Source organism: Williamsia sp. 1135 (assembly GCF_002095395.1).
Lineage (GTDB): Bacteria > Actinomycetota > Actinomycetes > Mycobacteriales > Mycobacteriaceae > Williamsia.
The window spans coordinates 1-20,468 of record NZ_MJEI01000072.1; the positions used below are offsets into that span (position 1 = coordinate 1).

Annotated in this window: 20 protein-coding genes, 3 pseudogenes and 1 riboswitch; of the genes and pseudogenes, 9 read left to right on the plus strand and 14 right to left on the minus strand. The window is 62.6% G+C overall.

Translation table 11 applies throughout. The features are described from left to right. Window positions 1–156: 156 nt before the first annotated feature. From BFL43_RS06005 to BFL43_RS28430, 3 genes and pseudogenes are all read left to right on the plus strand, one after another. Window positions 157–1,398 (plus strand): IS701 family transposase, encoded by a 1,242-nt coding sequence (locus BFL43_RS06005; RefSeq protein ID WP_084889687.1) that lies wholly within the window; start codon window positions 157–159, stop codon window positions 1,396–1,398. Window positions 1,399–1,423: 25 nt separating this feature from the next. After that, a pseudogene (locus tag BFL43_RS29860) lies at window positions 1,424–1,516 on the plus strand (RNA polymerase subunit sigma-70); the annotation flags it as partial. 120 nt (window positions 1,517–1,636) lie between these two features. Beyond that, window positions 1,637–1,924 carry a hypothetical protein gene (locus tag BFL43_RS28430; RefSeq protein ID WP_143695131.1) on the plus strand — a complete coding sequence of 96 codons (288 nt, stop codon included), beginning with the start codon at window positions 1,637–1,639 and terminating at the stop codon, window positions 1,922–1,924. Between the two features lie 325 nt (window positions 1,925–2,249). Here the strand turns inward: BFL43_RS28430 and BFL43_RS06020 are convergent, their stop codons facing one another. After that, window positions 2,250–2,792, minus strand: coding sequence for a TetR/AcrR family transcriptional regulator (locus BFL43_RS06020; RefSeq protein WP_084891689.1), 543 nt, complete (start codon window positions 2,790–2,792; stop codon window positions 2,250–2,252). A 57-nt stretch (window positions 2,793–2,849) separates the two neighbouring features. Between BFL43_RS06020 and BFL43_RS06025 the strand changes: the two genes are divergently transcribed. Beyond that, window positions 2,850–3,671: an SDR family NAD(P)-dependent oxidoreductase gene (locus BFL43_RS06025; protein WP_206186621.1), complete on the plus strand. Its 822-nt coding sequence runs from the start codon at window positions 2,850–2,852 to the stop codon at window positions 3,669–3,671. Between the two features lie 193 nt (window positions 3,672–3,864). Next, window positions 3,865–4,011, plus strand: a pseudogene (locus BFL43_RS29375) (patatin-like phospholipase family protein); the annotation flags it as partial. An 855-nt stretch (window positions 4,012–4,866) separates the two neighbouring features. On the opposite strand, the gene BFL43_RS06040 reads toward BFL43_RS29375, so the two are convergent. The 8 genes and pseudogenes from BFL43_RS06040 to BFL43_RS06075 form a co-directional block, all read right to left on the minus strand. Then, a complete protein-coding gene (locus BFL43_RS06040) occupies window positions 4,867–5,649 on the minus strand; it encodes an ABC transporter ATP-binding protein (RefSeq protein ID WP_143695132.1) in 783 nt (260 codons plus the stop codon). Further along, window positions 5,646–6,641: an iron ABC transporter permease gene (locus BFL43_RS06045; protein ID WP_240498100.1), complete on the minus strand. Its 996-nt coding sequence runs from the start codon at window positions 6,639–6,641 to the stop codon at window positions 5,646–5,648. Before BFL43_RS06045 ends, BFL43_RS06040 begins: the two co-directional genes overlap by 4 nt. Window positions 6,642–6,757: 116 nt before the next feature. Next, window positions 6,758–7,783, minus strand: coding sequence for an ABC transporter substrate-binding protein (locus BFL43_RS06050; RefSeq protein WP_084891694.1), 1,026 nt, complete (start codon window positions 7,781–7,783; stop codon window positions 6,758–6,760). Between the two features lie 134 nt (window positions 7,784–7,917). Continuing rightward, window positions 7,918–8,049, minus strand: a riboswitch (cobalamin riboswitch). Window positions 8,050–8,157: 108 nt separating this feature from the next. After that, window positions 8,158–9,090 carry a carbamate kinase gene (locus tag BFL43_RS06055; protein WP_084891695.1) on the minus strand — a complete coding sequence of 311 codons (933 nt, stop codon included), beginning with the start codon at window positions 9,088–9,090 and terminating at the stop codon, window positions 8,158–8,160. A gap of 1 nt (window position 9,091) precedes the next feature. Continuing rightward, window positions 9,092–10,111, minus strand: coding sequence for an ornithine carbamoyltransferase (gene argF, locus BFL43_RS06060; protein WP_084891696.1), 1,020 nt, complete (start codon window positions 10,109–10,111; stop codon window positions 9,092–9,094). Further along, window positions 10,108–11,340, minus strand: a pseudogene (locus BFL43_RS06065) (arginine deiminase). Before BFL43_RS06065 ends, argF begins: the two are co-directional and overlap by 4 nt. Before the next feature lie 31 nt (window positions 11,341–11,371). Beyond that, window positions 11,372–12,814, minus strand: coding sequence for an amino acid permease (locus BFL43_RS06070; RefSeq protein ID WP_084891697.1), 1,443 nt, complete (start codon window positions 12,812–12,814; stop codon window positions 11,372–11,374). A gap of 279 nt (window positions 12,815–13,093) precedes the next feature. Beyond that, complete coding sequence (locus BFL43_RS06075) at window positions 13,094–13,360, minus strand: metal-sensitive transcriptional regulator (RefSeq protein WP_084835907.1); 267 nt, start codon at window positions 13,358–13,360, stop codon at window positions 13,094–13,096. A gap of 246 nt (window positions 13,361–13,606) precedes the next feature. On the opposite strand from BFL43_RS06075, the gene BFL43_RS06080 reads away from it, so the two are divergent. From BFL43_RS06080 to BFL43_RS06095, 4 genes are read left to right on the plus strand one after another with little or no spacing between them, the layout of a single operon-like run. Then, window positions 13,607–15,676: an MMPL family transporter gene (locus tag BFL43_RS06080; protein WP_143695133.1), complete on the plus strand. Its 2,070-nt coding sequence runs from the start codon at window positions 13,607–13,609 to the stop codon at window positions 15,674–15,676. A gap of 35 nt (window positions 15,677–15,711) precedes the next feature. Then, window positions 15,712–15,942, plus strand: a complete 231-nt coding sequence (locus tag BFL43_RS06085; RefSeq protein WP_084891698.1) for a DUF2892 domain-containing protein — start codon at window positions 15,712–15,714, stop codon at window positions 15,940–15,942. Window positions 15,943–15,983: 41 nt separating this feature from the next. Next, the gene (locus BFL43_RS06090) at window positions 15,984–16,385 is read left to right on the plus strand and encodes a DUF302 domain-containing protein (RefSeq protein ID WP_084891699.1); all 402 of its coding nucleotides are present in this window, start codon (window positions 15,984–15,986) and stop codon (window positions 16,383–16,385) included. Window positions 16,386–16,439: 54 nt separating this feature from the next. Next, the gene (locus BFL43_RS06095) at window positions 16,440–17,048 is read left to right on the plus strand and encodes a DsbA family protein (protein ID WP_084891700.1); all 609 of its coding nucleotides are present in this window, start codon (window positions 16,440–16,442) and stop codon (window positions 17,046–17,048) included. Here the strand turns inward: BFL43_RS06095 and BFL43_RS06100 are convergent, their stop codons facing one another. From BFL43_RS06100 to BFL43_RS06120, 5 genes are all read right to left on the minus strand, one after another. Further along, the gene (locus BFL43_RS06100) at window positions 17,049–17,936 is read right to left on the minus strand and encodes a universal stress protein (protein WP_084891701.1); all 888 of its coding nucleotides are present in this window, start codon (window positions 17,934–17,936) and stop codon (window positions 17,049–17,051) included. It abuts the gene before it with no gap. Beyond that, on the minus strand, window positions 17,929–18,336 hold the full coding sequence (locus BFL43_RS06105; protein WP_084891702.1) for a hypothetical protein: 408 nt from the start codon (window positions 18,334–18,336) through the stop codon (window positions 17,929–17,931). Before BFL43_RS06105 ends, BFL43_RS06100 begins: the two co-directional genes overlap by 8 nt. 112 nt (window positions 18,337–18,448) lie before the next feature. Beyond that, the gene (locus BFL43_RS06110) at window positions 18,449–18,883 is read right to left on the minus strand and encodes a pyridoxamine 5'-phosphate oxidase family protein (RefSeq protein ID WP_084891703.1); all 435 of its coding nucleotides are present in this window, start codon (window positions 18,881–18,883) and stop codon (window positions 18,449–18,451) included. A 49-nt stretch (window positions 18,884–18,932) separates the two neighbouring features. After that, entirely contained in the window at window positions 18,933–19,961 is a 1,029-nt protein-coding gene (adhP, locus tag BFL43_RS06115; RefSeq protein WP_240498093.1) for an alcohol dehydrogenase AdhP, read from the minus strand. Beyond that, the gene (locus BFL43_RS06120; RefSeq protein ID WP_084891704.1) at window positions 19,958–20,437 is read right to left on the minus strand and encodes a hypothetical protein; all 480 of its coding nucleotides are present in this window, start codon (window positions 20,435–20,437) and stop codon (window positions 19,958–19,960) included. Before BFL43_RS06120 ends, adhP begins: the two co-directional genes overlap by 4 nt. Window positions 20,438–20,468 lie beyond the last annotated feature (31 nt).

Sequence of the window (20,468 nt, forward strand, 5' to 3'; positions counted from 1 at the left end):
TACTACAGCCGTAGATAGGTAGTTTCGGCGTGTTTGCGCTGGTAGGCGCGGTTGCCGCGGCATGATCTCGAGTTTGTGAAGACATCCAGATCAGCTGCGGCAACCGCAGCACTGAGGGTAGACCATGAGCGGTGGCATGCGGGCCTGGATGGGTTGTTGGAGTCGTTCTCGTCGCGGTTCGCGCGGGTCGAAGCACGACGCAACGCCGGTGCGCTGGTGCTGGGTTTGCTGGCCGATATAGGTTCCAAGAACTGCTGGACTATCGCCGAACTATCGGGCCATGGCACCCCTGACCGACTGCAGCACTTGCTGTCCCGCGCTAAATGGGACGCTGATCTGGTCCGCGATGACGTTCGCAGCTATGTCATCGACCACCTGGCCGACCCTGATGCGGTGCTTGTCGTTGATGAGACCGGCGACTTGAAGAAGGGCACCAACACCGTTGGGGTACAACGCCAGTACACCGGAACCGCCGGACGCACGGAGAACTGTCAGGTCGCGGTCTACCTGACCTACGCCGCCGCTCGCGGACACACCCTGATCGACCGAGCGCTGTACCTGCCGCAGCACACCTGGGCCACCGACCCGCAGCGAAGGACCAAGGCCGGGGTCCCTGACACGGTCGAGTTCGCTACCAAACCAGCCCTGGCAACCACGCTGGTCGAGGCGGCCCTCGACGCCGACGTTCCGGCCTCGTGGGTCGCTGGCGATGAAGTGTACGGCGCAGACCCGAACCTACGAAAAGCGTTGCACAACAGACAGATCGGCTACGTCCTGGCCGTCGGATGCAATCGGCAGGTCCCCACAGCCGCCGGGAAGATCCGGGTCGATGCCCTTGCTGAGAATCTACCGCCGCGGTCCTGGCACAAGATGTCTGCCGGCGCCGGTAGCAAAGGACACCGCTGGTACTCCTGGGCCTTGATCGCGACCACCGAGCGTCCCGATGTTGGCCTCTGTCACGTGTTGGTGCGGCGCAACGATAGCTCCGGCGAGCTCGCCTTCTATCGCTGCTACAGCCCGGCACCGGTGCCGCTGAACCAGTACGTCCGAGTCGCCGGGCGGCGGTGGACGGTCGAGGAATCGTTCCAGAGCGGCAAAGGCCTGACCGGTCTGGATCAGCATCAAGTGCGGACGTGGACGTCCTGGCACCGCTGGATTACCTTGGTCATGGCTGCGCACGCCTTCCTGGCCGTGCATACCGCCACTGAACGCCTGGCCCAACCCTCAGAACCTGGACTGATCCGGTTGTCGGTCAACGAGTTCCGCAAACTCTTCACGATCCTCGTCCTCACACCACTGCATGCCATCGCTGACCCCCTCCGCTGGTCACTCTGGCGACGAAAACACCAATACCGAGCCCGACAACACCACTATCAACGCAGGTCACAACAACAATGAACCCTATCTACGGCTGTAGTACTACGTGCTGCATGACCTGTTCGACATTCCGTTCGGCCGGGTCGCGGAGGTTCTCGGCGTTAGTGTGGCGGCGGCGAAAAAGCATGCCAGCAGAGCGCGTCAGCGAATCGATCCACCGCCAGCGGGTCGTGACACGGTTTCGGCCGCAGAAGACGCTGTGGTTGATGCGTTTCTGTCTGCGGCGGCGGGTGGCGATCTCGGCCGCATGCTATCTCTGATGGCCCCTGACTGTGCGCGGCATGCAGATGCAGCCCTCATCCCCGACGGCGCGCAAGCCGTCGTATCCGGAGCCGTCGCAGTGGCAGAAGAAACCCGACTCTTCGCCGAACGCATCCGTGCCAGCACAGCCATCATGGTCGATGGTCGTCACGCTTTCGCCATAGCGCCGGGGGGACACCTCATCGCAATCATCGACATCGCCACCAAGGACCGGCTCGTCACGCGGATCGACATCACTCGCCCGACCGTGCCCACAGTTCTCAGCATGCCGTCTACGACGTCTTGACCGGCAATGCCTACTTCCCGCTACGTTCGGGACTGTGAGATCTCGTAGTCGATGGGGAGTTGAATCAACTGTGAACCGGCGCAGGCAATTCGGTCTGGTGTACGTAACTGTGGCGGGTTCGTGCGGTCATATCAACCGCATCGGTCACCAGGTCAGCGCGCATGTGGTCGGCCACCGCACAGCCCAATGCCCGTTTGGAGTGCACGTCTTCGATTACGCACAGGTCCACGTCCGGGTCAAACATCGGTTGACCGGAGTGTGGTCGGGAAACCCAGGATCGTACATTCACACTGTCGGCGCGAATTGCTCTGGCAAAGCGTGTATTTCAGGACGCAGCGCGCAGCGTAAGAGCGACGTGACCTGCTACCCATGCGGCGTCGAATGGCCCGGTACGGAGCAGCCATCGATGAAAGATGGGGCCTATGAATACCTCAGTGACGGCATCGGGATCAGATACGTTCCCTTCCCGTAGTCGATCTGAGATGCCACTGAATTGCGGGCGAAAGAGTAGATCGCGATATTGCGCGGCGAGATTCTCATCTGCCTGTATCTCGGCTGTGACCGCCCGAAGTAAGGGTTCTTGGGTGGGATCGGTCAACTCTGCGATGGTCGCAGCCGCCAGCGTCTCCAAATCTGCTGCCAACTTACCGGTATTGGGTACTGCGACAACCCCAGCCGCGTTTGTGCTCCGAGACAGCAAGGCGTCAAATAGAACCGCTCCGGTAGATGGCCACGTTCGGTAGAGGGTCTGCTTGCTGACGCTCGCGCGCGCGGCTATCCCCTCCATGGTTATGGCTCCGACCCGGTTGTCGCGGGTAAGAGATAACACCGCTTCAAATACCTTGCTGCGGGTTCGGGACGTCGCCATAGCCGCACTCTACTTAGAAACGAGACGGAACGTCCATTTTCGGCTAAGGTGGCTGGCATGAGCGAACCGCAGACATGGATGATCACCGGGGCCAATCGGGGGCTGGGCCGCGCACTCACACTCGCTGCTTTGCGCGCCGGCCACTCAGTTGTCGCGACCGTGCGCAGCGCGCACTCCCTACCTGAGCACGACCGCCTCCACGTGCAGACGCTCGACGTGCGCGATCGGCGTGCGGCGCAGCAGGCAGTGGAGTTGGCCGCAGCACGCCTTGGCGGTCTGGACGTCCTGGTAAACAACGCCGGGTACGGACTAATCGGGGCAATCGAGGAGATCGGTGAAGACGAAGTACGTGCCATCCTCGACACCAACTTGTTGGGACCTCTCTGGCTGAGTCAGGCTGCTGTTCCGATCATGCGCGGTCAAGGCGGCGGGCACATCGTGCAGGTTTCCACCGTTGGTGCGGTGGGCACGATGCCAATGCTGGGGCTCTACAACTCCTCGAAGTGGGGACTGGAGGCGTTCAGTGAAGCGATGGCATCGGAAGTGAAAAGGTTCGGCATCCGCGTGACGCTCGTTGAACCCGGCGCGCTCGACACTGACTGGGCTGGCGGGAGCATGCGGTTCAGCACACCGTCAAGCGAATACGATGCGCTGCGGACCGACCTGTTCGGCACCAATGAAATCCCCTGGCCGCCGGGCGAGTCCGGCGAAGGAACAAAGCCTGAAGATGCAGCGTCAGCAATCCTTGCTCATGTCGCGGCAGAAGGTGACCAGCGCCTTCGCCTGCTCGTGGGCGACGACGCCCCCATCCAGGTCCACGAAGCGCTACAAAGGCGGCACGAGGACTACGCCCGCGACCCCCGCTACCTCGCCGGCTAGCGCACGGGTCTGATCGCACCTCTTTCGGGGATCCCGAAAACAAGCTTTGACTCGCATCGACGTCGTGGTTCTGGCACCGTCGCGGGAGCCACGCGCCAACAAGAGTCGGCCAAAGCGATCGGGGCCGACTCTCCTGGGTGGCACCTTGGTGGAGGAGGCCGCGGCGCTGAAGACTTCCGTGGTGCATATCGCTTTCGCGGACGACGCCTCCGTCGATGCGTTCGGCGTGAACCCGCTCGATCCCTCGACACGACGTGCGTCGGCGACGGCAGGTAGGGCCCAAGGTGCGCGGGAAGCTCGGGAAGTGGTCGAGTTTCTTGGCCTATCCGCGGACGCCTGAGTGTGTCAGCGCACCGGACCAATACGTGTCAGCAATGCGCGACGGCTTGACCACTTGACGTGCTCCGCTCCGGAGGTGCTCCGCCCTCAGCGCACTAGAAGCGGAGCGCTTGCTGGAGTTCGAGCCATGTTCGTTACTGCGCGTTCGCGGTGATACCTAGGCCTGCCGGTGAATCAGGTTGCTGCGGGGCGTCCGGATCGGACGGGCTGCCGAGGCCGTCGGGGGCAACTCGTGCATTTATCGCCGCCGGTTGTTTGGTAGATCAGGCAGCATGAGGTGCGTCGTATGATCGGCGTGCCGGAGGGCTGTCTGGATGTCTCAGCACTCGTGGTTGGTGGTGTGGTCGTGAATCGTGGGCGTATGAACGGTGGGCGGCATAGCGCTGCGGCGAGCGTGCAGGCGTCGGGGATTCGGTTGAGGGCTGTGCCTGCATCGAGTGCACGGTTCGCCACCGAATCGGATGCGATGGCCCACAGGGCACGCGGCGCTGCACCGGATATGGCTGCCAAGGGCGTGATGATGTCGGCGTACGCGCCGACGAGCGCGTGCGAGTAGCGTTCGGCGCCGTCGACGGTCCCCGAGGAGTGGGTTGTTGCCAGGTAACCGTTGCCGCGCAGAGTAAATCGAAGTTGGTGAAGGTGTGGTGCCGGTGCGCGTCTTGTCGTCAGTAAGGCTTCGATGGGGTGTGCGATGAAGGTTGAGCTGGCCGAGTACCACCAGAGGGTGGCGTTGATGCGCGCGTTGGCACAGTCCCACCGTCGACCGGTGTCGGTGATGCGGTCGGAGAGCCATGTTGGATCGGTCAGCAGTGTGCCGCGAAGGGGCCGACCGTCGTTTCGGTGTGGTGGGTGGTTGTCAGACATCAGCGAGGCCGTGGATGTCGAGTGTTCGTCGCCCCCGTTTGTTCGAGATGACGTGCGCATTCACTCCGAATACTGTTGCGAGCAGGTCGGGTTGCAGGACGGTGTCCGGGGTGCCGACGGCGACGAGTAGACCATCGTCGAGGACGGCCATCTGGTCGCTGTAGGTGGTCGCCATGCTCAGGTCGTGCAGGGTCACCAAGACTGCTGTTCCTTGCTCTGCCAGGTCGCGGAGGAGTTGCAGGATTGTCAGCTGATGACGCAGGTCGAGGTGGTTGGTCGGCTCGTCCAGAAGCAACACCTGTGGTTGTTGGGCCAGTGCCCGGGCGATGGAGACTCGTTGTCGCTCACCGCCGGAGAGTTCGAGAAGGTCGCGATCTGCTAGGGCGGTGAGGCCGACTTTGTTGAGGACGTCGCTGACCACGGAGCGGTCCTGGACGTTGAAGGATTCGAGCCACCGTCGGTGTGGGGTGCGGCCGAGCTGTACTGATTCGCGGACGGTCAGGCCCCCCAGCGAGGCCGGTTCTTGAACACTGGCTCCAATGGTGCGCGCCAGATCTCGCCGGTGCAGGGTGCTGATGTTGTTGTCGCCGAGTGTGATGGAACCGGCGTGGACGGCCAGGGCTCGGTAGCAGGTGCGCAGCAGCGTTGTTTTGCCGCTGCCGTTGGGCCCGACCAACGCCAGTACTTGCCCGGGTGCGACCTCGAGGTCGACGCCACGTAGAACGGTTCGTTGGCCCAGTCGTGCGTGCACCGTGTGGGCGCGAAGCCGGTTCACTGTGGTTTTCCGTATCGGTGCCACAGCATCACCAGAAACAGTGGGGCGCCGATGAGACCGGTGACCACACCGACAGGTAACTCGGTGGAGTTGAGGACTGCTCGGGCGATGATGTCGGCGACGACGAGCGCCAGGGCGCCGGACACGGCAGCGACAGGAATCAATCGGGCGGAGTTTCGGCCTACCAGGTAGCCGGCGGCATGGGGTATCAACAATCCGATGAACCCGATGGTGCCCGAGACTGCGACTGCCGCGGCGGTCAGCAGCGACACGGCGAGCAAGGTCAGGATGCGGAAACGCTGCACGTTCATGCCCAGGGCAGCGGCACCGTCATCACCGACGAGAAGCAGGTTGAGCTGGCGGCTGCACGCCACAACGCCGGTGCCCACGACGAGCAGGACCGCCGTAGGGATGGCGAGCATGGTCCAGGTCGCGTCCCCGAAACCTCCTGCAAGCCAGCGCATCACGGTCCCGATCTGATGGTCGTTGCCGATGACGAGCAGGGTGAAGGTGATCAGGGCAGAGAAGACCATCGACATCGCCACCCCCACCAGGACGATCGCGGTCACCGCCTGGGTTCGGACGCTGATCGCGATGGCCCCCGCCAAGGGGAGCAAGGCGCCAAGGAATGCCGCAGCAGGCAGCGTGAAGACGCCCAGAGCGCCGCCGCCTACCCCGAGGACGGTCACCAGCACCACCCCGAACCCCGCACCCGAGGACACTCCCAGCAGGAACGGATCCGCCAGGGGATTTCGGGTTACCGCCTGAGCGACTGCGCCGGCGATCGCCAGTGCGGCACCCACCACGGCTGCGGTCAACGCCCGGGGCAGCCGTGAGTCGATCACGATGGCGTCGCGGGCTTCGGTCCACCAGATATCGAACGAACCCGGGGCGATGCGCTGGCCGACGATGGCCCAGACGTCCCCGAAAGGGATGTTGACCGTACCCACCGATACGGCGCCGGCGACGGCCAGCGCCAACCCGCAGAGCATCGGCGCCAGGATCGTCCACAGTGGCAAACGTTCTCGGGTCTTGATCTCTGCGGTGTCGGGCGCAGGGGCGGGCGTAGCTCGTGTTTTTGCGGTGGAGGTGGTGACACTCATCGGCGTTATCGGGCAGTGGTGAACGCGGCGGGGTGTAGCCCGCGGGCGATGGCTTCCACTGACGTTGCCAGGCGGGTACTTTCGAAGAAGTCGTCGAGCGGTACGACGACTATCCGGTTGTTGCGGATTGCGGGCGTGGTGGCCATGATCGGTTGGCTCTTGAGGTAGGCGATCTTGCCGTCGGCGTTGGTGTCGCCGTAGTCGAGAACGACGATGGCCTCGGGGGCGCGTTCGCCGACCACTTCCCAGCTGGTGGTGAAGTACGGCTTGGGTCCTTCAGGGGTGATGTTCTGTGCGCGGGCGTAATCACCGATGAGGTTGCCGACACCGACGCCGCCGACGGTGAAGGGCTGGTCTTCGCCGGAGTCGTAGAAGAACGTCCGCGTGGGTTCTACGCCTGCGGCATCGAGGCGTTCGCGCACGGCATCGAGCCGCTCGGTGATCGACGTCGTCAGCTTTTCGGCGGCGTCTGGTACTCCCAAGATGTCGCCGAGTTGGGTGAAGTCGGTGCGCAGCACGCCAATGTCGGAGAAGCCGGCGGTGCAGTATTCGGCAAACAGGAAGGTCTCGATACCGTTCTCCTCGAGACGGTCTCGGCCCAGTCCGTTCTTGTCGTCGAATGCGCTGCGCATCCCGCCCACAACCAAGTCTGGATCGAGATCCCTGATCTGTTCGAACGTCGGGTATTCCGCGGCCAACGATGGAATGGCTTTGAACTGTTCTGCGACCTCGGGTAACGGATTGTCCTTCTCGCCATAACCCATGCCCACGATCCGGTCGCCCACGCCCATCTGGATCAGGGTTTCGGTGACGTGATCGTTCATCGACACGATCCGTTGGGGCGGGACGTCGAAGGTTGCCGGCCGGTCGCAGTTGGTGATGGACACCGGCTCGGCAAACCCGGCGACCGTCGTCTCGCTCGGTGCGGTGTCCTCGCCCCGAGAGCAGCTGGTCAGGGCCATGACGGCGGCCGTTGACAGTGCAACGAGCGCGAGCGTACGCAAGTGGAATGACGGGGTGCTGATCGACATCGGACCTCAAGATCTTGCTCAGGTGGTGTACGAGTCGATCCAGCACGACAGGGGTCACCCTGGGCGCGTGCGCACACGCCAGAGATCAACCAGCTGCCTCACTGGACTCCCATTCGCAAACCACGACGACATAACGGAGTCACAAGCCCCCATGCGGGCGATCGGGCTCACCGTCAGATGACGGCCTACCGTTGCGGGACAGCGCCGGACTTCGACCGGCTTCCCCCACCATGGGTGCTAGCAATGCAAACTCACTATCGCACCGACCGGTGCAAGGACGAGCGGCAGGGTAGGCCCTAACCGATCGAAAGCGCCGATCAACGATACTTTCGATGCGCCGTACACGTTGAAGACGACAGCTGGAACGAGTGGTGCTAGATGCGAGCGGGTGTGGAGTGGGTGATACCACTGTATTGGGTGCTGATGGTTGTGCCGGCATCTGCGCTGAGCAGTTGCGGGAGGTCAGCGAGAGCGCCGATCGTCGAGATTCCCCCGGCCCAGGCGAAATCGCACGCCGCTGCCACTTTCGGTCCCATCGAGCCGGCTGGAAAGTCCATCCTCTCGAGTGCGGCCGGGTGCGCTCGAGAGATCGGGCGTGGACGGCGCGTTCCGTAGCCCTCGATGACTGCGTCCACGTCGGTGGCGATGATCAGGAGATCTGCATGGAGGTCTCGGGCCAGCGCGCTGCTGCTCAGGTCTTTGTCGACGACGGCTTCGACTCCGACCAATTGGTGCGCGTCGTCGACCATGACGGGCACACCACCACCGCCGCAACAGATCACGGTGGTTCCAGAGGTCAAGAGTTGTCCGATCACTGCGGACTCGAGAATGTGCAGTGGCACCGGCGAAGCCACGACCCGACGCCACGACGGTCCGTCCGGACGTACCGTCCAATGATGTTCTGCCGCGAGCTGTCGTGCGGTATCTGCGTCGTACACGGGCCCGATGAACTTGGTGGGATGATCCAATGCGGGGCCGCCGTCGACGTGGGTGAGGGTGACCAGTGTCGCAATCGATGCCCCGATACCGAGCGTGTTCCGCAGTGCCCGTTCGAGTTCATAACCCAGAGCACCCTCGGTCTCCGCGCCGAGGATGTCGAATGGATCATCACGGCCTTGGGCTGTAGACATCAGGGCCAAATCTCCGACCTGGGGTCCGTTGCCGTGGGTGATCACTACTTCGTGGTGCGCGGTGATCGGTGCAAGCGAAGCAGCAGCAGCTTCGATGGCAGCCGTCTCGGCCGCGCGGGACAGCGGCTTCCCCCGTGGTGCGATGGCGTTGCCGCCCAACGCGATCACGATCCGCATGTCAGCGGCCCAACGCTGCGACGAGAACGGCCTTGATGGTGTGCAGTCGATTCTCGGCTTGATCGAAAACAATCGACTGAGGTGACTCGAACACCTCATCGGTCACCTCCAACGCGGTCAGGCCGCGACCGGCCATCGCTCGGGCCCCATCGTCGGTGGCGGTGTTGTGAAATGCTGGTAGACAGTGCATGAACCGCACATCGGGATTTCCCGTGGCGCGCATCATCTCTGCGTTCACTTGGAACGGGAGCAGCGCGTCGATTCGTTCGTCCCAGGATGCCTGTGGCTCGCCCATCGAGAGCCATACGTCCGTGTAGAGGAAGTCGCAGCCTGTCACAGCTCCCAGTGGGTCGTCGCTGTACTGCAGACTCGCTCCGGTGTGGGTGGCGAACTGTTCGGCAACGTGTCTCGTTGCCGTGGTGGGCCAACGCGATTTGGGGCCGATCATGCGAACGTCCATGCCGGCCATGGCGCCTGCGACCAGCAAGGAATTGGCCACATTGTTGCGGCAGTCGCCAAGATATCCGACAACGATGGGCCGATCGACCGGGCCGACATGTTCGGTCATCGTGAGTACGTCGCAGAGTGATTGGGTGGGATGCCATTGATCGGTCAAACCATTGAAGACGGGTACGCCGGAGTGGATTGCGAGATCCTCGACGGTGGACTGGGCGAACCCGCGGTACTCGATGCCGTCGTACATCCGGCCGAGTACTCGGGCGGTGTCAGCGACTGTCTCTTTGTGTCCGAGTTGAGAGGCCTGCGGGTCCAGATAAGTGACGTGCGCTCCCTGATCGTACGCGGCGACCTCGAATGCGCACCGGGTCCGGGTGGAGGTCTTCTCGAAGATCAGGGCGATGTTCCGGCCGGCGAGGTGCTGCTGTTCGAGCCCGGTGCGTTTATCCGTCTTGAGATCGCGCGCAAGGTCGAGCAGTGACATCCATTCCGGCACACTGAAGTCCGATTCCTTCAGAAATGACCTCCCGGAGAGATCGGTGGTGACTGCTGCTGCGGCGGTCATGACGACACCGCGTCGCGAACGATGGGGCAGGTCATGCACCGAGGCCCCCCTCGACCGCGTCCGAGTTCGGACCCGGCGATTCCGATGACCTCGATTCCGTTGTCGGTCAAGTAGGCGTTCGTGGTGGTGTTGCGTTCGTAGCCGACGATGACCCCAGGTGAGAGCGCAAGAAAATTGTTGCCGTCGTCCCACTGTTCGCGTGCGGCCCCACTTCTGTCGATCGGGGTGCGCAGCACCCGAACTCGTTCGAGCTAGAGTGTCTCGGCGACCACGGTGAACAGATCGTCGTTTTCCTCCACCTTGTACCCACCCGAAGACCCGGTGGCGGTGAGAGTGAATGAGCGGAGCTGTTCGGGCAGGAACGGATAGACGCAGAAAGTGTCTCGGTCGATCATCGTCATCGCGGTGTCGAGATGCATGAATGCTCGCGTCTTCGGCAACTCGACCACGATCACCTTCTCGGCAATCCCCGTCTCGAAGAGACGCTCGCTGAGGATCTCGACGCCTTGTGGGCTGCTGCGTTCCCCCATTCCGATCATCACCGCGCCATTGCCGATGACGGTGATGTCGCCGCCTTCGATGGTGGCCGGTTCGTGCGGTAAGGAGTCATTGCCGTAGAGAAAGGTGAACTCGGACCCGGTGAAGCGTGGATGGAACGTGTAGATGAGACGCGAGTTCAGCGTTTCGCGCTTGCGCGCAGTCTTCGCCATCGGATTCACGCTGACTCCGTCGTACATCCATGCCGAGTTGTCGCGCTGGAAAAGATGATTCGGTAGGGGAGCCAATACGAAGTCGTCGTCGGCGAGATATTCCCACAGCAAGCTCGAGATGCTGACCAGCGGCAGCAACTCACGTTTGGTCACGCCGCCGATCAACAGATCGGTCAACTCGCGAGCAGGGGTCGCTTCGATCAGCGCCTGCAGAGGGCCCTCCAGAGAGGGACCGAACCGATTCTCGGTGACCAGTCGCTCGGCCAGAAAATCGCGGGCGCCGATGACATCGAGAGCCTCGGCCAGCAGATCACCGTATTCGTGAACCACGGTCCCGTGCTCGCGCAACACAGTTGCGAATGCAGCGTGCTCTTCGCGGGCACGTTGTGCCCACATGATGTCGTCGAACAGCAGGCTGTCGACATTGTCGGGGGTCAGGCGGTCGAGCTCGGGTCCAGGGGAGTGCACGATGGCCTCGCGGAGAACGCCGACCTCGGAATCAACATGAAGTTTGTTCACGGTAGTGCCGTCCTGTCTCTTGTGCTGCGGGTTATTTCGCGGAATCGTCGGATGTCGAGGCGAGAGGGATGGGCGGGAGCATGTGCTTGCGTTGCAAGGCGTAGACAGGGACGCCGAGTGCGAGGGCGCCGGCGGTCATCAAGAAGGGGCCCCAGACGACGTACCAGTCGGCTCCGGTGTTGCGGGAGTAGTAGATGAACGCGCCGGAGAAGACCAGGGCAATCACTGCCACCAGCATGTCGCGGAGGGTGCGACTGCGTTGCTGCCGGTTCTGAGTGGTTCCCCGATCGCGTACGGTCCAGACGATCTGTGCCAGAGCCGAGAAGGCGTAGGGGACTGCTGCGGTGATGCCGCTCATCAAGACCAGCGTGGTGAACACGGTTGCCCCGCTGGCGCCCATGAAGCTGATGACGACAGCAACTGAGGCGAGCACTGTCGAGGAGACGATGCCGAACGCCGGCACCTTCCGCCGTGATTCGCGGGCGAAACGTTCAGGGAATAGGCCGTCGTGTGCGGCCGCCCGCGGCATTTCGGCGCAGATGAGAGTCCATCCGGTCAAGGCGCCGAGTCCGGAGATGATGACGGCGATCGCCACGAGGTTACCGGCCCACCCGCCACCGAACATATGATCGGCTGCAACTGAATACGACGCCTTGTTCGCGTCGAGCGAGAGGTCTTGCGTCGAGATCATGCCGAAGATGGCGACCATCGACAGCAGGTACACGAGCGCGCTGGCCGAGGTGCCCAGGATGGTCGCACGCGGAACATTGCGTTCCGGGTTGCGCACTTGGCCGGCGGCGACCGCCGCGGTCTCGACGCCCAGATAGCTGAACAGACAGATGGCCATCGCGCCACCGATCGCCGACCACGTGGAGTCGCCGCTGACGTTCCACGGGGTGAAGTTGGCGCTCTTGACGAAGAACAGGCCGACAGTCGCCACCAAGAGCAAGGGCAGGAACTTGAGGACGGTGGTGACGACCTGGAAGCTGCCGACATTCTTCAGGCCCGTGAGGTTGACGGCTGCGGGTACCCACAACCCGACCAGGGCGATGACGATGGACCACCCGGTCGAGCCGCCCTTGTTGATGAAATGTTCGACGTAGTAGACCCAGCCGACGGCAATTGCAGCATTACCGGCCCATGCGGTGATCCAATACGTCCAGGCGTTGCCGAAGCCGACCGCATTGCCGAACGCCGCACGCGCGTAGGCGTAGGGGCCTCCTTCAGCGGGGATGCGTCGGGTCAATGCTGCGAAGAGCAGTGCCAGCGCCAGAGCGCCCACCGTGGCCAGGCCCATGGCAACCAGGCTGATCGGACCATAACCGGATAGAGCGTAGGGGAGGCTGAAGACACCGACGCCGATGATGCTGCCAACGATGAGTGCTGTTGACGTCACCAGGCCGAGCCGAACGTTTTTGTCCACGGGGCCGCCCGGAGGAGTGCCGGCACCGGGCGCCGATTCTTTCAGAGCCATCTTGAGATCCTTTGTCCCGAAGGGCCACTGATCGGATGTCAGTGCGCTACGGGAGAATCGTCGCGAATCGTCTGCTACTCGAACAAGTGCCGACCGGACACCGAGAGAGGACCTTGGTCACCGGGTTGCGCCGTCGTCGATTTGATGGTCGATGCACGCGCGTCGCATGTGACAGAGGGCCTGTTCATTGATGACTTACGGCTGCGGTGCCCGGATCGCGGCCGTGGTGGGGTACTCCATGGAGTATGTGGCGGGGAAGCGAGCCGATGCGGACGTCGGTTACGCCAGCGCCAGAAACAGCTTCTCCAGTTCGGCTTCGGTCAACGGTGCTTGGTCACCGTCGGCACCGTTGATGCACTGCCGCATACCCGAGGCAACGATCTTGAAGCCGGCGCGGTCAAGCGCACGGGACACGGCGGCGAGTTGGGTGACCACATCCTTACAGTCCCGGCCGGCCTCGATCATGGCGATGACCCCGGCCAGCTGTCCCTGTGCTCGCCGCAAGCGATTGAGCACCGCGGTCATTGATTCTTCGTCACCGGTCACGGTAGTGGTCCCTTCACTCTTATCGCTTCTTGAAAGGGTACCCCAGGGGGTACTCGGGGTCGACGACGAAGCGCACTTGACGGCAATGCCCTATGGGGTATCGTGGGTCGGGTCAAGTACCCCCGGGGGTATATGGGACCTCTGCGAGGAGCAGTCAGCATCATGGCGACCACCACATCCACCGACAGTCACCCACGGTCCCCGTCGGGGGCTCCACCCAGCGCCCTCGGGCGATGGGGCGCAACGATGGCTGCACACTCAAGGCTGGTTTTCGGCGTCTGGTTCTTGCTGCTGATCGGGCTGGGTGCGGCGGCGCCGTCGGTGTTCTCTTCGCTGGCGGGCGCAGGCTGGCAGGCCAACGGTTCGGAGTCGGTACAGGTTCGTGAATTGGCGCAGCAGCATTTTGGTGGCAATTCGTCGGCGGCCGTTCAGGTGGTGGTCCACTCCGACGCTCTCCGTGTCCAAGATCCTCGAATGCAGCAGACGCTGGCCGAGGTCACAGCGATCTTCGCCGGCGACTCTCGATTCGGTGACGTCGTGGCGCCGCAGCCAGGTATGACGATCAGTCGCGATGGCCATACCGGCATACTCATCGCGGGTGCTGATGCCAACACCGACGACATGGTTCGCGCTGTCGATGACGTCAAAGCTGAACTGACCGGGTTGTCCGGCGACGGGATCGAGGTGTATCCAACAGGGGCGTCGGCCCTGTGGAGCGACTTCAACAAAGCCAATCACGATGCAATGATCAAGGCGGAGTTGTTCTCCTGGCCGGTGACGCTTGCCATCATGGTGTTGGCGTTTGGGTCACTCGTGGCGGCCGGTCTTCCCCTGTTGTTGACGATTGCAGGATTGGTTGCCTCGGCAGGCGGTCTGGTCCTGCTGAATCAGGTGACACCGATTTCGGTGTGGGCCATGAACTTCGCGATGATGTTCGCCCTCGCCCTGGGTATCGACTATGCACTGTTCGTCGTTTCGCGGTTCCGCGATGCAATCGAAGACCGCACCGATATGATCGCCGCGGTCGCTGAAACCATGGGCACTGCAGGCAAGGCGGTCATGTTGTCGGGCATCACCGTGTTGGTGAGCCTGTCTGCTGTCCTCATAGTGCCCGCTCCCGCGGTGCGGACCATGGCCATCGGCATCATGCTCGCGGTCGTATTCGTCTTGGCCGCCACTGTGACCTTGTTGCCGGCGGCATTGGGAGCGCTGGGACCGAAGGTGAATGCTGCATCGTTGCCGTACGCCAAGCGGCAGAGACACCATTCACCTCTGTTCGACTCCTGGGGACAGACGCTGCACAAGCATCCTTGGCCGTTCGCGCTCGGATCGATGGCGGTGCTGATCGCGCTTGCGATCCCGGTGCTCGGGCTCAAGGTGGCCATGCCGTCCATCGAGGTGGTCCCCGAGGACGCGCCGGTGCGCCAGGGTTATGAGCTGGTGCAAGAACAAATGGGTGAAGGTGCTCCGGGAATGTTGCAGATCATCGCCCCGGCCGCCGACGCTCAACAGGTAGCAGCCTCGGCCTCGGCGACCTCCGGGATCGAGATGGTCACCCCACCGGTGCCGGCATCCGACGGCGCGGGTTATGTGATGTTCCAGGGACTGCCGTCGGTGGATCCATCCGATGCGCGGCTGGCCACGATTGTGGACGAACTCCGTGCGGCAGTTCCCCAGGGAACGATCGTCGGCGGGGCGCCGGCAGAGAACCTCGATCTGCAACAGGCACTCAACTCGTATTTTCCGGTGATCGTGACGGTGATCTTGGTCCTGGGATTCGTCCTGCTGCTGGTGGCATTGCAGGCGCCGCTGATCGCACTCATCGGCACCGTTGTCAGCCTGTTGTCAACCGCCGCAGCATTCGGGGTGGCGAAGTTGATCTTCCAAGACGGCTATCTGTCAGATCTGCTCGGCTTCACACCCCAGGGATTTCTGGACGGCTGGGGCCCGGTGTTCTTCTTCGCGATGATCTTTGCGATCGCAATGGACTACACAGTCTTCCTGCTCGCCACCGCGAAAGAACACTTTGAAAGAACCGGTGATCCCGAAAGGGCACAGATCGACGGCATGGCGCACTCCGGTCGGATCATCTTCGCCGCTGCGGCGGTGATGGTGGCGGTGTTCTTCACATTCGCGCTCGCAGAACCGTTGCCGCCCAAGGAGATGGGCATCATCCTCGGCGTCGCTGTTCTGCTGGACGCTGTCTTGATCCGTCTCATGCTGCTTCCCGCGCTGCTTCGATTGACCGGCCGAGCCGCGTGGTGGTCACCGACCTGGCTACAGCGAATCCTGCCCACGGTCAGCTTCTCTCACTGATCACAGTCGCATACTGAACCGGAGGACCAGAATCGATGAACACTCATACGACCGCCCCGAACTGGACCGTGGAACGAGCCGTTCCCCTGATGGCCGGGATCGTGGTGTCGTCGAGTCTTGTGCTGGCAATCACGCTCTCGCAGTGGTGGCTGCTGTTGACGGCCTTCGTGGCCGTGAATCTGCTGTTCTACAGCGTCGTAGGGTGGTGTCCCGCCAGCAAACTCATGCACCGCCTGGGCTTGCCCTACCAGGACGAACTGCACTGACTTCCGCGCGATTTACACCCTGATGAAAGGAAGATCCGATCATGACATTGTCCATCTCCACAGTGGTGAACAGCCCGTTCAAGGACACGGTCGAAAAGACCCGGGCCGTGTTGGCTGACCAAGGGTTCGGTGTTCTCACCGAAATCAATGTCACCGAGACGTTGAAAACCAAACTCGACAAAGACATGGAGAACTATCTGATCCTTGGCGCCTGCAACCCTGTGCTGGCGCACCGGGCACTGGGCGTGCAACGCCAGATCGGGCTCCTGTTGCCCTGCAACGTGGTTGTCCGCTCCGACCCCGCTGATCCAGCATTGACCATCGTCGAAGCCATGAACCCGAACCTCATGGTGCAAGTCTCCGGCGAATCCGGGCTCGCCCCCATTGCCGACGAGGCAACGGCAAAGCTGACGGCCGCGATTACCGCGCTCACGAACTCGTAACCGGATCGAACCCAGGCGACGCCGTGACCCGGCGCCACAGAGGAGTACGACATCATGACCGCAGTTGAATTCTACTTCGACCCAGCATGTCCGTTCGCTTGGGCAGCCTCACGCTGGCTGATCGACACGGGACAACGGCGAACAACGGACATAGGTTGGCGGCAAATGAGTCTCGCTGTCCTGAACGAACGAGCTACCGACCTCACCGACCAACAGCAACACCACATGGACGTGTCCCGACAATTGGGCCGAGTCCTTGCCGCCGCGCACCATGAACACGGCGACGTTGTCATCGGACCGCTCTATACCGCACTGGGGAACCGCATCCATGATCAAGGTGAACCCGTCACCACGGCCGCAGTCGAAGCCGCCCTAGCCGACAGCGGCCTGGACCCCCACCTTGCCAACGAGATGACCAGTACGTTGTACGACAGCGCCGTGCGGGTCGCACATCAGGAAAGCCAGGACAAACTCGGCAGCACCGGGGGCAGCCCCATCACCTGCCTGAACGGACGATGCTTCTTCGGCCCCGTTCTCACCGCGATTCCCATTAAGACGCAGGGCGACAAACTGTTCGACGCCTTGGTGGCTATCGCGGACGTAGCGGAGTTCGCTCAGCTCCAACGTCCGCATAGCGGACCACCCACCTTCGACCGACCCTGACTAGGGCACAACGAGAACAGAGCAGTCAGCGTGGTGTACGAGGTTCTGGCTGACAGAACCCAGAACAGCACCCACGAATTGCCCGCGACCGCGGGACCCGACCACCACCATCTGTGCGGTTTTCGACAGTCCAACCAGACCTCTTGCCGGTGTCGAGTCGGCGCACACCCGGTGCACGGTCACGGCGGGATACTCCTTTGCCAGCGGCGCGATCAGGGCGTCGATCCATTGTTGTTTCTCGCGCTGAATCGCGTCCCAGTCGACGAACGCCGCGGCGTAGCCAAGCCCGACCGCAGCGTACATACTCCAGAAGTGGGCGATGACCAGCGGTACGTGCAGCGTGTCAGCGTAGGAGAACGCGTGGTGCGCGGCCCTGGTGGCGTAGTCGGACTCATCGACACCCACCACGATGGGCCGGGCACCGTCTGCTGCGGCGAACGGCTCCCTGCGCCACGCCACCACGGGACATCTGGCGCGGTTGATCACCCGAATTGTTTGACGGCCCAACAGCATGTCCCCTGCAGGACCACTCCAATGCGCACCCAGCACGACTGCCTGGGCGTGTTCGGACCGGTCGGCGAGCACGTCAGGAACCGGACCTTCGACCAGCAATCGGCTCACCGGTAGCGATACACGCTCTTCCCGCACCACTGCTTCAGCTTCGTCGAGTTGTGCGTTCCCGACTTGGTGCAACTCTTTATCCAAGTTTTCGGAACTCAACGCCAATGCGGTCGGAGAGAACCAAGGGAAGGGCGGAATCGCGTGGACAAGGTGCAGCGGAGCACCGCGAGCCGCGGCCAACGTCGCCCCCCATCTGCACGCGCCCAGGGCCGCCTCCGAGCCATCGACTCCGACGACCACAGGGAGCTGGTCACGATTATCATTCATCTTCGATCCTCACGTTGTATAGGAATGACTTCTGAAGCTCGAGAGAGTCGTCCGAAACCTGATGTGCGAAGTACAGACCGGCGACAACCAGGGTGACCCCGATAGCCGCTGGTACCACCAGCAGAGGGTGGACTGCGTGGATGTGGGTCATCTGTATGACGACCCATCCGAGGAGCAATGCTCCCGCCATCAGGGTGGTGCCGGCCGCCTGATCGGTGCGGAAAAGAAGATCGTAGGTTGCCCGGGCCATCGGTACGCCGACAATGATCGCCAGAAACACACCGAGAACGACTGGACTCTCCCACGGCATTCGACGTTCGATCTCTTCGCCGACGTATGTCCCACCGCTGATGACGGCCACAGCCGCGGCAAAGGCGGCCGCACTCGAACCAAGTGTCATTACGGCTGCCGCGGCCTCGGAGTGACTCCTTCGCGAACAGTCGGGGCGCGAGCATTTTGTGCTGGTGCAGGCGCGATCGACAATCATTCGCGATCCTCAGCGCCTTGCTCGGTCAACGCTCAGGTTCTTCGCCGAAACGCACGTACCGGCCGTTCACTTCGCCGGGTTGGATCTCGACAGTGTTGTACTTCGTTGTCGGCACCCAAGAACGTAGCTCGAGGGCGTCGGCGACAGCGATCTCCGCGGAGGTCCTCAGGGTACGGGCAGTGCCGTGTATGACCACGCTCCATCCGGATTCGTCGTCGACGTGGTCGACTTCGAAGACAACCCGATCGTCGATGGTCAATTCGACGAGTTTTGTGCCCTCGGCGGTGCGGAACAGCACCCGATGCGCATCGATGAGGTAGTTGATCGGGAAGATGTCGATACGGTCGCCGACTGTGACAACAAGTCGTCCGAGTTGCTCCTGCCGCAGTAGTTCCCAGCAGTCGGCCTCGGTCAGCTTCTGGACGAGGTCTGCTCCTGCTGAAGTGTCGTACGTAGACATCGCCGTCCTTCCTTTTGGCCATCGGCACGCCGGTGGATGGATTGTTGAACTAGTTGAGGTCCAGCACTATTCGCCCGCTGATATCACCAGCGGACATGTCGGTGAAGATGTCGTTGATCTCGTCCAAATGCCGCAGCTTGTACGTGGGGTGAATCAGTCCGCGAGCAAAGAAGTCGAGCGCTTCGGTCATGTCTCTGCGCGTGCCGACGATGGAACCACGCACTGTGAGCCCGAACAGCACGGTGGTGAAAATGTCGAGCGGGAACTTCTCGGGCGGTAGGCCGACCAGTGAGACGGTGCCGCCGCGCCGCAGGCTTCCTACCGCCTGCGGGAACGCGTGCGCGTTGACAGCCGTGACCAGGGCGCCGTGGACTCCTCCGCCCGTACGCTCGATGATCTCGGCGGCCGGATCCTCGACCGACGCGGCATTCACGGTCACCTCCGCGCCGTGCTGAACGGCGAGGTCGAGTTTCGCATCGTCGATGTCGATGGCGACAACGCGTCGTCCCATCGCCCGCGCATACTCCACGGCTATGTGGCCAAGTCCACCAATGCCCGAGATGAGGACCCAATCGCCGGGTTGCGTATCGGTCATCTTCAGGCCCTTGTAGACGGTGACACCGGCGCACAGAATGGGCCCGACGGCTGCGACGTCGACACCGGCGGGGATGATCGGGGCGTATCGCGAGTCGACCAGCATGTGGGTTCCGAACGAGCCATCGACCGAATAACCTCCATTGACCTGGTCAGGACACAGCGTCTCCCAGCCGGTTTGGCAGTATTCACAGTCGCCGCATGCGCTCCAGAGCCAGGCATTGCCGACGGTGTCTCCGACCTTGAGGCGGGTGACCTGATCACCGATCTCGATGACGGTTCCCACGCCCTCGTGGCCGGGTACGAAAGGGAGGGTCGGTTTGACCGGCCAATCGCCGTGGGCAGCGTGCAGATCGGTGTGGCAAACCCCCGAATAACGAACCCGTACGAGCGCTTGGAACGGGCCGGGAGAGGGTAGCGGGACGTCGCCGATGACAAGCGGTTCCGTGAAGCTTTGAACCAGCGCGGCTTTCATGGTGTTCATCGTTTGTTCGATCCTTCTGTCGGGTGCCGTGTTGTGGTGTGATCTGACCGGGAGACTGCACGTTCGCGCCTGGACTCCAACACAAGCCCCGTGATGGCCAGCGCGATGCCCGTCACGGCGAAGATCACTCGTAGGGGGTTGAAAGCCTGAATGATGATCACTTGCAGGATGATCCATCCGAAGAGCATCATTCCGGCCGCGATCAATATCGCGGGACCACGTGGGGACCGGGCACGTAACGCTGCCGCCGCCAGCGCCGTGGGAATGGCGACGATGATGACCAATGCCAATCCGGCCAGCAGGCGGCTGTCCCAGGGAAGCCGTCCTTCGATGTCGTCGCCGAAGTCGATGCCCCCGCCGGCAATCCCGACGGCACCGGCAACGGCCAGGAGCGCTGTGAGTGCCGATACTATGACGGCCACCGTGTTCAGGGTGTTACTCGATTGTCGGCGCTGGGTTGCCGAAGCTGTGGTCATGGCTACTCCTGCTGGTTGATCTTGTCGTCTC

What these genes read in the sequence shown, in the direction of transcription:
- BFL43_RS06025 (WP_206186621.1), top strand. Translation starts at nt 2,850, where the DNA reads ATGAGCGAACCGCAGACATGGATGATCACCGGGGCCAATCGGGGGCTG.
- BFL43_RS06070 (WP_084891697.1), bottom strand. Translation starts at nt 12,814, where the DNA reads ATGGCTCTGAAAGAATCGGCGCCCGGTGCCGGCACTCCTCCGGGCGGC.
- BFL43_RS06045 (WP_240498100.1), bottom strand. Translation starts at nt 6,641, where the DNA reads ATGCTCTGCGGGTTGGCGCTGGCCGTCGCCGGCGCCGTATCGGTGGGT.
- BFL43_RS06105 (WP_084891702.1), bottom strand. Translation starts at nt 18,336, where the DNA reads ATGACACTTGGTTCGAGTGCGGCCGCCTTTGCCGCGGCTGTGGCCGTC.
- BFL43_RS06085 (WP_084891698.1), top strand. Translation starts at nt 15,712, where the DNA reads ATGAACACTCATACGACCGCCCCGAACTGGACCGTGGAACGAGCCGTT.
- BFL43_RS28430 (WP_143695131.1), top strand. Translation starts at nt 1,637, where the DNA reads ATGGCCCCTGACTGTGCGCGGCATGCAGATGCAGCCCTCATCCCCGAC.
- BFL43_RS06120 (WP_084891704.1), bottom strand. Translation starts at nt 20,437, where the DNA reads ATGACCACAGCTTCGGCAACCCAGCGCCGACAATCGAGTAACACCCTG.
- BFL43_RS06095 (WP_084891700.1), top strand. Translation starts at nt 16,440, where the DNA reads ATGACCGCAGTTGAATTCTACTTCGACCCAGCATGTCCGTTCGCTTGG.
- BFL43_RS06080 (WP_143695133.1), top strand. Translation starts at nt 13,607, where the DNA reads ATGGCTGCACACTCAAGGCTGGTTTTCGGCGTCTGGTTCTTGCTGCTG.
- adhP (WP_240498093.1), bottom strand. Translation starts at nt 19,961, where the DNA reads ATGAACACCATGAAAGCCGCGCTGGTTCAAAGCTTCACGGAACCGCTT.
- BFL43_RS06020 (WP_084891689.1), bottom strand. Translation starts at nt 2,792, where the DNA reads ATGGCGACGTCCCGAACCCGCAGCAAGGTATTTGAAGCGGTGTTATCT.
- BFL43_RS06055 (WP_084891695.1), bottom strand. Translation starts at nt 9,090, where the DNA reads ATGCGGATCGTGATCGCGTTGGGCGGCAACGCCATCGCACCACGGGGG.
- argF (WP_084891696.1), bottom strand. Translation starts at nt 10,111, where the DNA reads ATGACCGCCGCAGCAGCAGTCACCACCGATCTCTCCGGGAGGTCATTT.
- BFL43_RS06050 (WP_084891694.1), bottom strand. Translation starts at nt 7,783, where the DNA reads ATGTCGATCAGCACCCCGTCATTCCACTTGCGTACGCTCGCGCTCGTT.
- BFL43_RS06100 (WP_084891701.1), bottom strand. Translation starts at nt 17,936, where the DNA reads ATGAATGATAATCGTGACCAGCTCCCTGTGGTCGTCGGAGTCGATGGC.
- BFL43_RS06090 (WP_084891699.1), top strand. Translation starts at nt 15,984, where the DNA reads ATGACATTGTCCATCTCCACAGTGGTGAACAGCCCGTTCAAGGACACG.
- BFL43_RS06110 (WP_084891703.1), bottom strand. Translation starts at nt 18,883, where the DNA reads ATGTCTACGTACGACACTTCAGCAGGAGCAGACCTCGTCCAGAAGCTG.